At 43.2% G+C, this 16,573-nt stretch carries 12 protein-coding genes; 5 read left to right on the top strand and 7 right to left on the bottom strand.

Annotation, left to right across the window (positions count from 1 at the left end):
• Nucleotides 1-40: 40 nt before the first annotated feature.
• The 5 genes from DAHG_RS09030 to ftsH all read left to right on the top strand — a co-directional run bounded on the left by DAHG_RS09030 (nt 41) and on the right by ftsH (nt 8,796).
• The gene (locus DAHG_RS09030; protein WP_026880913.1) at nt 41-2,494 is read left to right on the top strand and encodes an efflux RND transporter permease subunit; all 2,454 of its coding nucleotides are present in this window, start codon (nt 41-43) and stop codon (nt 2,492-2,494) included.
• The gene (locus DAHG_RS09035) at nt 2,478-5,831 is read left to right on the top strand and encodes a hypothetical protein (protein ID WP_022938022.1); all 3,354 of its coding nucleotides are present in this window, start codon (nt 2,478-2,480) and stop codon (nt 5,829-5,831) included. The genes DAHG_RS09030 and DAHG_RS09035 overlap by 17 nt, the downstream gene beginning before the upstream one ends.
• A 70-nt stretch (nt 5,832-5,901) precedes the next feature.
• The gene (locus DAHG_RS09040) at nt 5,902-6,435 is read left to right on the top strand and encodes a TetR/AcrR family transcriptional regulator C-terminal domain-containing protein (protein WP_022938023.1); all 534 of its coding nucleotides are present in this window, start codon (nt 5,902-5,904) and stop codon (nt 6,433-6,435) included.
• Between the two features lie 127 nt (nt 6,436-6,562).
• On the top strand, nt 6,563-6,988 hold the full coding sequence (locus tag DAHG_RS09045; RefSeq protein WP_022938024.1) for a hypothetical protein: 426 nt from the start codon (nt 6,563-6,565) through the stop codon (nt 6,986-6,988).
• Complete coding sequence (gene ftsH / locus DAHG_RS09050) at nt 6,985-8,796, top strand: ATP-dependent zinc metalloprotease FtsH (protein ID WP_022938025.1); 1,812 nt, start codon at nt 6,985-6,987, stop codon at nt 8,794-8,796. The genes DAHG_RS09045 and ftsH overlap by 4 nt, the downstream gene beginning before the upstream one ends.
• 30 nt (nt 8,797-8,826) lie before the next feature.
• Here ftsH and DAHG_RS09055 read toward each other — a convergent pair whose 3' ends face one another.
• From DAHG_RS09055 to DAHG_RS19250, 7 genes are all read right to left on the bottom strand, one after another.
• Entirely contained in the window at nt 8,827-11,133 is a 2,307-nt protein-coding gene (locus DAHG_RS09055) for a diguanylate cyclase (RefSeq protein ID WP_022938026.1), read from the bottom strand.
• Between the two features lie 132 nt (nt 11,134-11,265).
• Nucleotides 11,266-11,592 carry a PTS lactose/cellobiose transporter subunit IIA gene (locus DAHG_RS09060; RefSeq protein WP_022938027.1) on the bottom strand — a complete coding sequence of 109 codons (327 nt, stop codon included), beginning with the start codon at nt 11,590-11,592 and terminating at the stop codon, nt 11,266-11,268.
• On the bottom strand, nt 11,592-11,894 hold the full coding sequence (locus DAHG_RS09065; protein ID WP_022938028.1) for a PTS sugar transporter subunit IIB: 303 nt from the start codon (nt 11,892-11,894) through the stop codon (nt 11,592-11,594). Before DAHG_RS09065 ends, DAHG_RS09060 begins: the two co-directional genes overlap by 1 nt.
• Before the next feature lie 2 nt (nt 11,895-11,896).
• Nucleotides 11,897-13,159 (bottom strand): PTS sugar transporter subunit IIC, encoded by a 1,263-nt coding sequence (locus DAHG_RS09070; protein ID WP_022938029.1) that lies wholly within the window; start codon nt 13,157-13,159, stop codon nt 11,897-11,899.
• On the bottom strand, nt 13,156-13,947 hold the full coding sequence (locus DAHG_RS09075) for a tyrosine-protein phosphatase (RefSeq protein WP_022938030.1): 792 nt from the start codon (nt 13,945-13,947) through the stop codon (nt 13,156-13,158). Before DAHG_RS09075 ends, DAHG_RS09070 begins: the two co-directional genes overlap by 4 nt.
• Nucleotides 13,948-13,959: 12 nt before the next feature.
• Nucleotides 13,960-15,843 carry a BglG family transcription antiterminator gene (locus DAHG_RS09080; RefSeq protein WP_022938031.1) on the bottom strand — a complete coding sequence of 628 codons (1,884 nt, stop codon included), beginning with the start codon at nt 15,841-15,843 and terminating at the stop codon, nt 13,960-13,962.
• An 89-nt stretch (nt 15,844-15,932) separates the two neighbouring features.
• Nucleotides 15,933-16,573, bottom strand: a 641-nt coding sequence (locus tag DAHG_RS19250; protein ID WP_022938032.1) for a family 1 glycosylhydrolase, incomplete at its 5' end; no start/stop codon positions are given.

Raw genomic sequence — 16,573 nt, forward strand, 5'->3', positions numbered from 1 at the left:
ATAATGAAAAATCGTATCTTTCATCAAGGGAGGAATGGGTTTGAAAAAGGAAACAGAAGAAGCAAAGCCAGGTTTTGTAGACACTGCCGCGGCTTTTATTGTTGATAAACGGAATGGTTTCTTTTTGGCATTCATCGGGTTTGCCATTTTTTGTGTTTTTTCCACAGGCTGGGTTCAGGTCAATGATGATCTGACATCTTATTTACCGGCAGAAACTGAGACACGGCAGGGCTTGACAATCATGGATGAGGAGTTTGTGACATTTGGCAGCGCCGAGGTCATGGTTGATAATCTCACCATCCAGCAGGCAGAGAAAATAAGTGATGAATTAACTAAAATTCAAGGTGTTAAGAGTGTGGAGTTTGATGACAGTAAGGATCATTTTAATAATGCGTCAGCTTTATTTTCTGTCACCTTTGATGGTGAGAGCGATGATGAAATCAGTATTCAGGCGATGAATGAAATAAAAGCGATGCTAGTTGATGAAGATGTGTATATCGTCAGTGAGGTAGGCAGCTCACAGTCTGATGAAATTGCTTCTGAAATGAATGTGGTAATGATTATAGCCGTTGTGATTATAATTGCCGTCTTACTGTTTACTTCGCATACTTATATGGAGATTCCGGTGCTGCTGATTACTTTTGCTGCCGCCGCGATTTTAAACATGGGTACTAATTTCATTTTTGGTGAAATTTCCTTCGTATCCAATTCGATCGCGGTTGTGCTGCAGCTGGCACTGGCCTTAGATTACGCAATTATTCTTTGTCATCGATATACCGAAGAAAGAACAACTAAACCAGCCAGAGAGGCAGTGATTATCGCATTAAGCAAGGCGATACCAGAAATATCCGGAAGCTGTCTGACTACGATTTCCGGTTTGATTGCCATGATGTTTATGCAGTTTAAAATCGGTTATGATATGGGATTAGTTTTGATTAAAGCGATACTGTTCAGTATTCTTTGTGTCTTTACGCTGATGCCGGGACTGCTGATGCTGTTTAGTCCATGGATTGATAAAACCCACCACCGCAGCTTTGTGCCTAAGATCAGCGCTTGGGGGAAGCTGACGGTAAAGACAAGGAAAATCGTGCCGCCGATCTTTGTACTCTTGCTGGTTTGGGCGTTTATCTTTTCTAACCGCTGTCCTTATGTGTATGGATACAGCACACTGACAACTGTCAAACAGAATGAAAGTCAAATTGCCGCGGATAAGATTGAAGCTAATTTTGGCAGCACCAACATGATGGCGCTGCTAGTGCCAAGCGGCGATTATAAAACGGAAGCTAAATTGCTTGCCAAACTGGAAGCAAAGGAACATGTCCAATCAGTGATGGGTCTTGCTAATATTGAGGCAATGGATGGTTATGTATTGACGGATACATTATCACCGCGCCAGTTTGCGGAACTGACGGATTTAGATATTGAAATTGCCCGCCTGCTTTATGGCGCTTATGCTGCGGATCAGAAAACATATGGTCAGATTGTCAGCGGCATTGATAATTACAGCGTTCCTTTAATCGATATGTTTATGTTCCTCTACGATCAAAAGGAAGCTGGCTATGTGAGTCTGGCCGCCGATTTAGATGAAGAGCTGGAGGATATTCATAATCAGCTGACTGATGCTCAGGTACAGCTTTTGGGTGAACATTACAGCCGTATTCTGATTTATCTTGATCTGCCTGAAGAAAGCCCTGAAACATTTGCTTTTCTGCAGGAAATCCATCAGTGCGCAAGAGAGTTTTATGATTCTGAGGATCTCTATCTGGTCGGCAATTCAACCAATGATTATGATCTTTTCGCTTCCTTCAGCAATGATAATATTCTGATCAGTATCCTATCAGCAGTTTTTGTCATTATCGTATTGCTGTTTACCTTTAAATCAGCGGGTCTGCCAATCTTATTGATTCTGGTAATTCAAGGCAGTATCTGGATGAATTTCTCCTTTCCATATCTCAGTAAAACCAATCTCTTCTTTATGAGCTATCTTGTTGTCAGTTCAATCCAGATGGGCGCCAATATTGATTATGCCATTGTTATAACTAATCGCTACACCTCTTTGAAAAAGGAAATGCCGATTGCGGATGCGATGGTTGAGGCACTGAATCAGGCGTTCCCAACGATTGTAACCTCCGGCATGATGCTGGCATCTGCGGGTACGCTGATCGGTCAGCTGTCCAGTGATCCGGCGATTTCTTCCATCGGTACATGTCTGGGCCGCGGCACGATTCTTTCCATTCTCTTAGTGATGGGTGTTCTGCCGCAGATTCTGATGCTTGGCGATATGATTATTGAAAAAACAGCGTTTACATTGAAAAAGCCATCCCGCCTGCAGACACAGACTGGATCAATTAAAATGAACGGTCATGTGCGCGGTTATGTTTCGGGTATGATTGACGCAGATTTCAAAGGCACGTTACAGGGTACGATCAGCGCTGCCATTGAAGCCGGCAAAATTGAGACAGCAAGTGAGGTGATTGATGATGAGAAGGCTTAAAAAATGCATCTGCATAATCATTACATTCATGATGATCTTTACTTTATTCCCACAGAAACTGCAGGCGGAAACGGAAATGATACACATCAAATCCATCGAAGATTTTAATGAATTTGTGCAATTAAGCAGGCTTGATACATGGTCGCGCAATAAAAGCGTCTATCTGGACTGCGATCTCGATTTCACGGAACAGGAATTTACATCGGTTCCTATTTTCAGCGGTATGTTTGATGGGCAGGGACATACAATTACCGGCATTCAAATTGACGCTAACGAACCCATTAAGGGCTTATTCCGCATCATAGAGGCTGAGGGTATTGTTCAAAATCTCAATGTTTCATCAGCGATTGCCGCTGATGAAGGACGGCAGATTTTCGGGGGTATCGCTGGCGAAAATTATGGACGGATTATTAATTGCAAGTTTTACGGCAAGATCTATGGCGACGCGATCATCGGCGGTATTGCCGGTATTAATCAGGACAGCGGCAGAATCGCCAACTGTGAGGTATCCGGCACGCTGGGCGGTGAAAAGTATACCGGCGGCATCAGCGGCGAGAATTTCGGCAGTATTATCAAATGTGTAAATCGCTGCCGAATCAACACATCCGCAAAAGAAAATACGCTGGATCTGGAAAACCTCGATTTGAATCAATTGGAATCCTTTAATAACGTGAAGCCGATCAATACTCATACAGATACCGGCGGCATCAGCGGTTATTCCTCCGGCATCATTCAAAGCTGTATCAATTACGCGATGATCGGTTATCCGCATATGGGCTATAATATCGGCGGCATCGTTGGGCGGCAGTCCGGTTATTTATCCGGCTGCAGCAATTACGGTCACATTTTCGGCCGTAAGGATGTCGGCGGTATTGTCGGACAGATGGAACCGGCTTTTATCCAGCAGATTTCCCGAAACCAGCTGCAAAGTCTTGGCGATGAGCTGGATCAGCTGCAGCGGATGATTGATAATGCCATGAATCATGCAAATGCGTCATCCTCCGCGATCAGCATTGAAATTAACACTCTGGCAAATTACGCAGACGCTGCGGCCGACAGTTCAAAACGGGTTTTGGATCAAAGTGCTGATTATATCGACTCCACGATTGAAACAATCAATGATACAAGCACTTTAATGGTCGAAGCACTTGATCGTCTTGATCCAATCATCAAAAAGTTAAAAATTACTTCTGATTCATTCACTCAGACTTGTTCACAATTGGAAAAGGCCATCAAAGAGCTGCAAATCATCTCTGATGACAGCGGTGCTGTCATTCATCAAGTCAATCTGGCTCTTGATGATTTAAAAAAGGCTAATCAAGCCTTAGCCAGCGCTGCCGATAAGCTTGATAAGGCTCTGCAGCTATTGAGTGACGCGGCGGCCAGCGGTGATCAGGAAAAAATAAATGAAGCGCTGAACCAGCTGAATGAGGGCATGCGGGAATTAAGCGATGCCGCTCATCAAGGCAGTGAGGCGATGAAGCGGTTTGCGGATGCGATGAAGGGCAGAGACAATGCATCTGATGCCCTTGAAGAGCTTTCACTTTCCTTATCGGCAATGAGCGATGCGATCACTAAAACCAATGACGCACTAAAGACGCTGATTGATGAAATTGACTGGACAAAGGTATCAGAAGCGTTAAAAGAAGCATCAGATGCGCTGGCTGATGTTCAAAAGGCAAGCGCTGATTTTAATGAAGGTCTAAAGAAATTGGGATCGGCGCTGGATGAATTAGAAGCACTCAATGATGATTTAGCGCCATTATATACTCAGCTGCGGAAAACTACACGCGCACTCGCATCAACAAGTGATGATTTTTCGAATATGGTTCGTGAGATACGCAAGCAAGTTAAAGCGCTGGCCGATAAGGAGCCCATTCAGTTTACACGGCTGCCATCGGGATATCAGCAGGACAGCAATCAGCTTCATGCTTCGATCAGCGGCATATCCGCTTCCCTGAAATCATTGAATCAGGAGGTTGAACGTTCATCGAAAACCCTGACTGCCGATATCCGCGCGATTAGTGATCAGTTTAATGTCATTATGCATCTGATGATTGAAGCCCTTTCTCAGCCGGATACAGTGAGTGATGTCTTTGAGGATACCTCCGATCAGGATATTGATGCCACAACCAACGGTAAGGTTGCTGATTCAGTCAATTACGATATTGTGGAGGGTGATGTGAATATTGGCGGCATTGCCGGTTCAATGGCCATCGAGTTTGATCTTGATCCTGAAGATGATTTATCATCGGCTGCCGACAAGCTGAATTACCGCTATGAAACCAAGGCTGTCATGAGCGGCTGTATCAATAAGGGTTCAGTCATTGCGAAAAAGAATAATGTGGGCGGTTTAGTCGGACGCCTTGATTTAGGGACAGTCAGCCAATGTGAAGGCTATGGCACGGTAGAAAGTACAAGCGGTGACTACGTCGGCGGCATTGCCGGATATGCCGATGCCAAGATTCAGCAATGTATCGCCAAAGCTGAGTTAAAAGGAAATAATTATATTGGCGGCATCGCTGGCATGGCCTCAACGCTCATTGATTCCTATGCCTTAATCAAAGTCAGTGAAGGTATTGGCCGCATCGGTGCGATCGCCGGTGCTTCAAACAAGCACAGCCAAATCAGCGGGAATTATTTTGTCGATACTGGATTCGCCGGAATTGATGGCATCAGCTATGCGGATATCGCTCAGCCAATCGACTATCAAGCCCTAAAAGAGCTGAATACACTTCCCAGCGCCTTCTTTGAATTCACTTTAACCTTTAAGGCAGACAATCAGACAATCAAAACAATTCCGTTTGATTTTAATGAGGATTTAAGCTCGCTGACACTGCCGGCAATTCCGGAAAAGGCCGGCTATTATGCCAGCTGGCCTGCATTTGATTATCATCGCATGCAATTTTCAGAAGTTCTGACAGCACAGTATCAGCCAATGATCAGCGTCCTCGCCAGTGATGTCTGCATCGATGAAAAACCGCTGGTTTTAGCACAGGGGGCATTTACCGATCAGGATTTATTGACGGTAAGTCAGTTTAAGGATGATAATTGCTGGCAAGTACAATTAACAGCCAAACAAAGTGAAAACATCACACTGAGACTTTTAAAACCCATTGACGGCAAGGTTAGCTTATGGGTCTTAAACGATGCGGGAGCATGGGTTTCTAAGCCGTTTACCGACTGCGGCAGTTATCTTCAAATCGATATGGAAGAGAGTGAATTGATATTCTGCATCACACCCAAGAAAAGCTATACACTCCTATTGGCCGGCGGCCTGACGCTGATACTGATAATTTTATTTATCATCAAAAAGCGCTATTCGCATAGCCAATAATCCCTCTGCCTTGATTAGACATTTAATTTTAAGTATGGTAAAATTTTAGTAAAATCAAGGAGACACAGCCATGCCGATCAATATGAAAGCCGTGATTGCCGATGCCTTTGTTTCACTGGCACAGCGTAAAAATGTCGATAAAATAACTGTTAAAGATCTGGTGGAAGCATGCGGAATTTCACGTCAGACATTTTATTATCATTTTCAGGATATTTTGGAAGTAATCGAATGGTCGATGCAGCAGGCAATGCAGGAAATGCTCGCGCAAAGTCTAGCGGTCGATGATCCTGAAAAAGCACTGCGGATTTTCATTACCGCCGCCGCTGAAAACCAAGAGATCATTAAAAAGCTGATGCATTCACAGCGCCGCGAACAGGTTGAACGTATGATGTTTCATGCGATTCAAGACGGCATGATGCAGCTGGCCCGCGACAAAGCACCTCACGATCTGAGTTACAGCGATTTAGAGATGGCTGTGCATTTCTATACCTACGGCATTGTCGGTCTGCTGCTTGAATACAGTTCGATGAAACAGCTGGATATTAATCGCTTTGCCCATCAGCTGAATCTGCTTTTATCCGGCAGGCTAATCAATTTTAATTAATCTAAACAGAATCCCCAAAGTGTAACAAATCCTTACATTTTGGGGATTTTGTTAATACAGATTGCTGAATCTGCGAATGGCGGCAGCCCTAGCTTTCCTTTATAGTATTTTTGAAAGGTGTGATAGAATGCGTCAGACCCTGCTGAATATTAAATTGATGGAATTACAGCAGCAATTCTGCCAGCTGACAAATCAGTTGGCACTTGATCAACAAACAGATAAGCATGAGCAGCTTTGCCATGACTTCAGGCTGCTTGCGGATGAATATCTGAGAAAGGAAAAAAGTCTTAATGAAAAAGCTCAGACTAGTCATTCAGCTGCCGCCTGCGCGTTGTCAGCGATTCAGGAAAGCTACTGTCAGCAGTGCGATAAGCTGCTTAAGCAGGCCGCAAGCGCTTGTTTAAGCGATGAAAAGAATGCGGAAATGATGGCTTTATATGCTGAATTTGCCCTTGATTATGCCGCCCTTGCCATGGATCACGCAAGACTGGCAGCATTAAAGGCAATCGATATGCAGATGACAATTGAAGAAAAAGAGGAGGTCATAAAATGAATGAAATCAAACCGCCGAAAAAGCCGCTGATTTATTATTACGGCATTGTGATGCTGGTTCTGATGCTGTTTAATCTATTTGCGATGCCTTATCTGATGCAGCGTCAGATAAAGGAAGTTGATTACGGCACCTTTATCAGTATGAGTGAAAACGGTGAAATCGGTAAAGTTGAAATTCAGGAAAGTGAGAACCAGATTTTATTTACCGATCCTGAAAATAAGGTTGTTTATAAGACTGGCATGGTCAATGATCCAGAGCTATCACAGCGTTTATATGATGCTGAGATTCCTTTCTATGGTGAAATCATCGAACAGACTTCTCCGATTCTTAATTTTATCTTATCATGGGTACTGCCGATTCTGCTCTTTGTCGGTATCGGGCAATACATGTCTAAAAAGCTGATGAATCGGGCCGGCGGCGCCAACGCCTTAACCTTTGGCAAAAGCAATGCGAAAATCTATGTCAAATCATCCGAAGGCATTAAGTTTGCCGATGTAGCCGGAGAAGATGAGGCAAAAGAAAATCTTGCCGAGATTGTCGATTATCTGCATAACCCCGATAAATATCAGCAGATTGGTGCTTCAATGCCAAAAGGAATCCTTTTGGTCGGGCCGCCGGGTACTGGTAAAACCATGCTTGCGAAAGCAGTTGCCGGGGAAGCCAATGTACCTTTCTTCTCAATTTCCGGTTCAGAATTTGTGGAAATGTTTGTCGGCATGGGTGCTTCTAAGGTGCGCGATCTGTTTAAACAGGCAAAAGAAAAAGCCCCTTGTATTGTATTCATCGATGAAATTGATGCCATCGGTCAAAAGCGTGACAACAAGATGGGCGGCAACGATGAACGTGAACAGACGCTGAATCAGCTGCTGACTGAAATGGATGGCTTTGAGGGCAACAACGGTGTCATGATTCTGGCTGCTACCAACCGTCCTGAATCATTAGACCCGGCATTAACCCGCCCCGGCCGTTTTGACCGCCGTGTACCGGTTGAATTACCGGACTTAAAGGGACGAGAAGAAATCCTGATCGTGCATGCGAAAAAAATCAAAATTGCTGAGAATGTTGATTTTGGCAAGATTGCCCGTATGGCTTCCGGAGCTTCCGGCGCCGAGCTTGCTAATATCATTAATGAAGCTGCCCTACGAGCTGTCCGTGACGGCCGCAGCTGTGCCTCACAGGCAGATCTTGAGGAAAGCATTGAAACCGTTATTGCCGGCTATCAAAAGAAAAACGCGATTCTTACCGATCATGAAAAGCTGATTGTTTCCTATCATGAAATCGGCCACGCGCTGGTTGCCGCCTTACAAACCCAATCAGCACCGGTTACCAAAATCACGATTGTACCGCGCACTTCCGGAGCTTTAGGCTATACGATGCAGGTTGATGAGGGCAATCATTATCTGATGAATAAAACTGAAATAGAAAATAAGATTGCGACCTTAACCGGCGGCCGGGCCGCCGAGGAAATCGCCTTTGGCTCTATTACCACCGGTGCTTCAAACGATATTGAACAAGCCACCAAGCTGGCACGCGCCATGATTACCCGTTATGGCATGAGCGAGGATTTCGGCATGGTAGCTATGGAAACCGTCACAAATCAATATTTGGGCGGTGATACCTCACTTGCTTGTTCTGCGGATACACAAGCTAAGATCGATGAGAAGGTTATGGAATTAGTGAAACAGCAGCATGACAAGGCGCTTGAATTACTGCGCGCTAACCGTCAAAAGCTCGATAAGCTTGCCCAATATCTCTATGAGAAAGAAACCATTACCGGTGAGGAATTTATGCGTATTTTAAATAGCTGAGTATAAAACAGCCCTTCCACATGGAGGGCTTTATTTTATCTTCAGTGCCTGCTTCAGCCGCAGCTTCATTAAAAAAGCTGACAGCACATCGGCTGTTAATTTAAACGCGGCAATCTGTTTAGATTCCCAAACGCGATGCTCCCGGCATTCATCAAAACCGACATAGCCCGCAAACTCCCCCTCATCCAATATCGCGCATTGAAGCAGGGAGCAGCAATCCTGGCCGGCCAAGTAACTGTGGTAATGTTTAGACATCGGTTTTACTTCAGCGCAATAAAATAAGCCTTGTTCATCAAAACGCTGAGCTGTTTCAGCCAGTGAAACGGAAATTGAGGAATTCATCGGCTTGATTCCCTTCGCACACCATTCAAAGGTATTAAAACATGAGTGTCCGTCATTGCTTTCAAAGATATAGACACGGCTTACATCATAGGCATGACCGATGATTCCCAATAAACGCTCAATAGTTAAATGAATATCCTTTGCCGCATATAATTTACGGAACGCATATTGGGCGAGCTGTTCCTCCATGATTTCTACCTGGTCAATATTGCTTTCCTCATTCACCGCGCTCATCAAATGATCGGATGAACATTCCTTAACGGCTTGGTAAAAGGTAACTCCCTTGCGGCCGCTTTTCTTACGGATATATAAAGCCTGATCGGCACATTGAAAGAACGTATGATAATCACCCTCGCCATACGAAAATACCGCCGCACCAATACTGCATGTGATCGGTAAAGCATTCGGCAATGGGGTTAATTCTTCCAGCGCTGACAACAGCTTTTCAGCTTTACGAAGTACATTTTCTTCATCATTGATTGATGCCATATAAATCAAAAACTCATCGCCGCCGATTCTGCCCGCCAGATCTGAGCTGCGGATCTGTGACTTTATGACTGCCGCCACACTGGCCAGCAAGCTGTCACCCGCCAAATGACCATAAGTATCATTGACTGATTTAAAATGATCGACATCTAAAATCAAAAGCGCCTGCTTTCCAGAAGCTTCACAATTCTGCATCCGGGCGGCTACTAATGAATCGATTGCGGCTTTATTATAGAGACCGGTCAAGGCATCCTTCTGAGCCATATCCAGCAGCACTAAATGCTGCCTTTTTTCATCATCAATATCGAGGATGACGCCAACCGCTTTAATTGCCTTGCCATCAGCATCAAACTGCGCGGTAGCCCTGATCCGGCACCAATGATACTTACCTTGCCGATCACGGATACGAAATTCAGTTTCAGAATATGGAACTCCCGCTGCCGTATCCTTCATGATTCTCATAAACGCGTGCATGTCATCAGGATGGATATTTTCAGAAACGGGAATCCGCTGGCTGATCTGTTTACTGATGGCCGCGTAGCCGAATTTTTTATACCAATTGGGGGAGAAAAACAACGTATCCCTGGCGATATCCCACTCAAAAATAATATCTGTCGCCTGATCCATAATTACCTGATAACGCTCTAAGGACAGCCTTAACGCTTCCTGTGCCTGTTTGCGCTGCGTGATTTCGATAAGCAAGCTGAAAAAGTTTTCACTGCCGTCACGCTCGGTTAATAATCTGCCCTTATCCAGTACCCATATGGGTTTGCCGCTCTTACATAAAACCCGATATTCAAGCTCAATATCACTGCCCTTTTTCAGCTGTTTATGAATCATTGACAGCATCATTGAACGATCATTAGGATAAACCATCTCAATAAAATGATTATGGAAGCGATTTGCGATTTCCTCCCGTGTATAACCAAACATTGATAAAAAGCTGTCAGACATGGTAATCAATGTAAAATGAGCGTCTTTCCTGCATTGATGAGCACTGCCGGGGAGACTGTTGTTTAACAGTTCAAGCTGGCGGCTGCGTAATGCCAGTGTTTGTTTCAGATCCTGTAAATTCGATCTGTCACGGCTTTCAACATAATAATGGGCAGCCTTTTGATCCATATCCGGATAAGAGAAATGAAGATGCAGAAGCTTCAGCTCCTTGTCAAGAACGATTGAAAAACGCAGCTTCTCAATCGCAAACATCTTATCCTCTGGCTCCGCCTCAAGCATCCCATAAACAATGCAGGCATCATCAAACGGCACAGCATATACTTGCCGCTGGCGGATGATAAACGAACCGCTGTATTCCTTGAATTCGGCTTTTAAGGCTTGCTTGGCTTCCATCAGATTCTGACAAAGCTCATTTTCACCAGTACCGATCCATGATATCTTTTCATTCATATAAGCCGGCAATCGATCAAGCCTGCGGTCGATAAAATAAAGCTCGATCAGTTTATCGGCAAAAGCAAGCGCCGCCTGCTTCAGATTAAATTGTTCCCGCTTCAAGATAACCCTCCTATCTGCCGCCATGCCCTTGACAACTTAAATTAGTAATAGTTATGTTCAGTTTATCAAACAATTTTAATAGAAAAAAGAAGCTATTCCTGAATGGTCAGAAATAGCCCCTAACTGGTACATCTATTTTTCTTTTTTCAGCTGAGCGACTTCTTTCTGCAAGGCGATAATTTCAAGCAGATATTCCCTTGAAATCTCGGCATTCATCAATTGATCCTCAGCATGGATCAGCAGCAGTGTCGGTGTCACAGCTTCATTATTCGCTTCTTTTTGAATCAGCTGGGTATGCACCTTATGAGCCTCAATAAACAGCTCCTGCCCTTCTTTTAATAATAATTCCGCTTTCTCAAAATCACCGGCTTTTACCGCCTGCAGTGCCTCATAGCATTTTGCCTTCGCGCTGCCCGCATAGCTGATAATCTGAAAGCTTACATTTTCTAATGCTTCCACTATTCATCCCCCATTAGTTTTAATGCCTGAAGCAATACTTTTTTGCCGTCCATCAAACCGTATGCCATCATATCAATCGCGTCAATCGGACAGCTGACATACTGTGCTACATCACTTTTACGATAAGAAACCTGCGGTCCTAACAGCACACAGTCAGCATCCTTTGCCACATTGGCTGCTGAGTCGATTGAGAATGCGTCAATATCAAATTCTTTGCCGATGGAAGCCGCGTGAGCTTTCATTTTATTAACTAAGATACTCGTAGACATGCCGCCGGCACATAACAATACAATTTTTTTCATACTTATGCCTCCTGTTCATTTAAAGCTTCTTCAGCACATGCGAATTTGTCTTCTCTGCGCATGAATGGAATATAGATAATATAACATAAAACCAGCTGTACTAATTGCGCGATGATACCCTGCCAGCCATTAGTGAAGAAACCGCTGATAATTACCGGGAAACCTGTTGGCAGTGTTACACCATTAGTATAAGGGAGAAAACCAATAATTGTAAGTAAATAAGCAGATAATACGGAAACCGCCGGTGTCAGCATTAATGGCAGCAGCATACGAATATTCATAACCTGAGGAATACCAAATTTAATCGGCTCAGAAATACCGAATAAGGCAGGCACTAAACCAAGCTTACCAGTTGCCTTAAGTCTTTCTGATTTACAGTTAAACATACAATGAAGTGATACTGCCAATGATCTTGCGCCGCGGTTGCCAAGTACAAAACCATAAGTGAATAAATAAGGCAGTGTTTCACCAGCCGCGTAGGCGGATAAGTTAGCCATCTGCGGTTCCATCCACAGCATCATGATGATTGGCATCATCGTAACTACACCATGCATACCAAAGAACCATAAGAGTTCAATGAATGCCACAATAATCATTGCTGAGAAAATATTGTTGCCTAAATGCATGAACGGTGTTTGAATGAACTTCATCAGCATTGCGGTTACTGTACCATATGGTGTTAAGGTCATTACATAAGCAATGATTGCGAAGAGAACAGCAACAAAGATACCCGGAATAATTGCCGCAAATGAATTCGCAACAAACGGCGGTACTGAATCCGGCATCTTAATCGTTAATTTATGATCAACTGCCCAGATATATAAGCGAGCTGCTAACAGTGAACCAAACAGCGCTGTAAATACACCCTGACTGCCGAAATTGCTGACAGCGAAGGCTTGACTTTCCGATACGGTCAAGGTTAACGGACACAGGATAAAGAATGCCAGCAGACCCATAATACCGCAGTTCAGCGCGTCTTTCTTCATAATATCACCTAATTTATAGGCAACTAAGAAAGCGATATATACTGAAATGATATCAATCGTCATCGTAGAAATTAATTTACAGATTTGCAGAATACCGGTACTGGCCATAAATGCCTGTGTCGGCCCGATATCAATTGCACCAATCAAGGTAAAGACAGAACTGATCATCATTAATGACATCGTACCCATCATACCCTGAGACAATGCTTTCATATATACATTATTCGAGAAGGCTATTGAAAATTTATTTAAGCCATCCTTTAAATTGTCAAATTTCATATTTTTTCCTCCAAATAAATTTGTTTTAATGTTTGAATATTTTCCCTGCTGAAATTTAATTCATTAATTGCGTACTGCTCGATACCGCCATAGGAATTATTAATAATATCTAATGCCCCTAACAGGAATTCCTCTCTGGCTTCTTTCAGATAACGCAATGCTAATACAAAATCTTCATTGTGTGTTTGCTCATAGGCCTCTGCCAAGCTGCGTGTATTCTTCTCATGCTTGCATACATTGGTAAGCATGTAATCTTCCACAACGGTTTTCTGATCCACACCCAGCAGCAGCAAGATTAAGGCAATCCCATAACCAGTGCGGTCTTTACCACCGCGGCAATGTTGGACAATCCCGCAGTTTGCTGGATCTAAAACCAGCTGCAGCATCTGCGCGTAGCTTGCTTTGGCACTCGGTGCTAAAACAAATTCACGATTCTGTGAAGACATCATGTCATAGGCTTGTTTTGCTGTAATCTTGTCGGTACGCTGTTCAAGCAGATGCTTGTTATCCGAACTTGCCAGCGCCGCGACATCCGCCTTAGGATCAAGATAGATCACTTTAGCACCCGGAATGGGCTTATCCTCATTATTGACTCTTTCCCGCTCAGAGCGATAATCAATAATCGTTTTAATATTCAGCTTGCGGATTGTTTCAATATCTGCCTCACTCAGCTTGCTTAATTCATCTGAACGAAACAGTAAACCTTTCTTCACCACAAGTCCCTCATTCGTTTCATAACCGCCTATATCTCTGAAATTATAGGCTTTCTCTAATCGTATTTGATTCACAATCTTCCTCCTTTAATTCAACCGCATCAATTCCTCAACAAACGTTTCATAATTAGCGTTATCAATCAGCCGCTGAACCGTGTTGTTTTTTGACAGCAGCTTTATAATCCATTCATACAAGAACTTATATTTTTCACTGGATGTTTTACTCATCGAAATCAGAAAGATGATCCAGACCTTCTGCTTATTCCATTCGATTGGCTTTTTCAGCATCGTTACAGAAATGAAGGTTGACTCTGTACATGTTTTGTTGGGGTGCGGCAGCGCGACATGCGGCAGCAAATCCGTGGATGAAAATTTCTCTCTTTCCAATACCAGCTCCTCAAACTCATCCGGCAGCTCGATATTTTCACGCACACGCTTAAAGATAGCAGCCAGCGCTTCATCCTTATTCGCTGCTTCCACATTCGTAAAGAATAATTCCGGTTTAAAGAACTGTACGATATCCTTGATTTGAATTTCATTGGTCAGCACCGACTTGATTTTCTGAATGCTGTCCTCATTCAAGAAGAATGAAAATTCAAAGATTGGAACGGATGTTTTTATTTTCAATGGCACAGTTGTAAAAATATAATCAATCGGGTGACTTTCAAGCATTGCCTCTACCCGATTCACATCACATATATCAATGGTTTCAATGAATTGGGAGAAGTATTGCTGGAAATTATAATAAATCAGCTGTGAGCTGGCGCGGCCGCTTCCGCAGACTACCAGTACCTTCTTTTTGGATATCAGCTGTTTTTCCTTCTTTAAAGCTACGTCAAAATGCAATGCGAAATAACTGATCTCTGATTCAGAGATTGAATAACCCCATGCTTCTTCAATCATATGTGTCGCGACAATCGCCAGGTCATAGCCGCTGATGCATTGCAGCCGAACCTCCTCAATAATCGGATTTTTCAACACGATGCCATGCTCAAGCCGGAATTTTAAAGGGACTAGATGCAGGCCGAGCATGATTCTGAGATTGAAGTCATTCAGAAAGTTAAAATTCATGGTATCGCGCAAATAGATCAGAATCTTTTCAACAAGTTCGTTGATTTCTTCAGGTACCTGCGAGCTGTCTTTTTGATCTATTTCCTGCTTAGAAAGCAGCTGCAGCAGCACATATTCCTGTTCTGAATCATTAAATTGAATGGAGAATTCCGCTTCCAGCTGCTGAATAATCAGGTCCATCAGCTTATCTTCATTCTGTGAACAATGCGCGCTTTCTAAACTGAAATCAATCGTATTCCCTTTCATAATTCTTTTGATTGAGATGTATAGATGGCGGATCAAGCCGTCGGTTAAATACTCCGGCAAGCTGTAGTTACAGGTTATAAAAGCATTGTTCACGATATTTCTTATTTTTTCATAAACATCGTTATCTTCATCAATGGATTTAAACATTGATTCTTTTACTAAACATTTCTGTACATAATTACTGGAAATAAAACGGCGGTAATCAAATTCATTGCCATGGATTCTAAGTCCATAATGAGGCTTTACCTCAATTTCAAGGTTATAGTTTGCTAAGATGCCCCGAAGCTGATTAAGTGCTTTGGTTAAGGTTGATTTAGAAATATACAGACTTGCAACTAAATCATCAGCCTTGATATAGCCATCCGTTTTAATCAATTCCTGAATGAGCTTATCAATGACATCATCCTCAGAGGCTTCTTCATGCTGCCATATCATATTAAATAGGTCTTCGTCATCAATTTTTAATTCATAACCGATACCCTTTTTGACGAGAATTGTGGCGCCATAAGATTTCAATTCATCGTTTAACAGCGGGATGCGGTTTTGAATGGTTTTAGAGCTTTTAGATAATGAAAAGGATATGCTCTTGCTGGACATGCCTTCTTTATTTTTAGCTAATAGTTCCAAAATTTGATAGTCGATTTTATTTAACATGTTATCACCTTGATACCATTATGCCACTTTTTACTATTTCCTTCCAATGCTTTATATTCCGCATAGAAGGAGAAAAAATCAATTGGAAATTAATCTAAATCCTTACCATTGCTGGCGATAACCTTTTTATACCAATAGAAGCTGTCTTTTTTGCTGCGCTCAAAGCTTCCCTTGCCTTCATCATCTTTATCTACATATATGAATCCATATCGCTTCCGCATCTCGCCGGTTCCTGCGGATACCAGATCGATACAGCCCCATGTCGTATACCCAATCAGGTTGACTCCCGCTTCGATTGCCTTATCCATGTCGAGGATATGTTCCCGGATATAGTCGATGCGGTATGGATCATGAATCGCTCCGTCACTTTCCACTTCATCGTAAGCTCCCAAACCATTCTCTACCACCATTAACGGCAGCTCATAGCGGTCATAGATCATTTCCAGATAATAGCGCAGTCCCTTTGGATCTAAGGCCCAGCCCCAGTCCGAATACGTCAGATATGGATTCTTTGCTCCGGCTGAGAAATTGCCGCTTACCGTTTCCTTTACTTCATGGCTCGTTACCACGGTTGACATGTAATAAGAGAACGTATACAGATCTACCTTACCTTCTTGCAAATCGATCAAGTCCTGATCCGTGATATCTAAATGAACGTTGTGTTCATCCCACAAACGTTTCGCAAAGGTTGGATATTTTCCCTTGCACTGCACATCACCGCAATAGAAGA

It is taken from the genome of Dielma fastidiosa (assembly GCF_000313565.1).
In the GTDB taxonomy this organism is placed as follows: Bacteria; Bacillota_I; Bacilli_A; order Erysipelotrichales; family Erysipelotrichaceae; genus Dielma; species Dielma fastidiosa.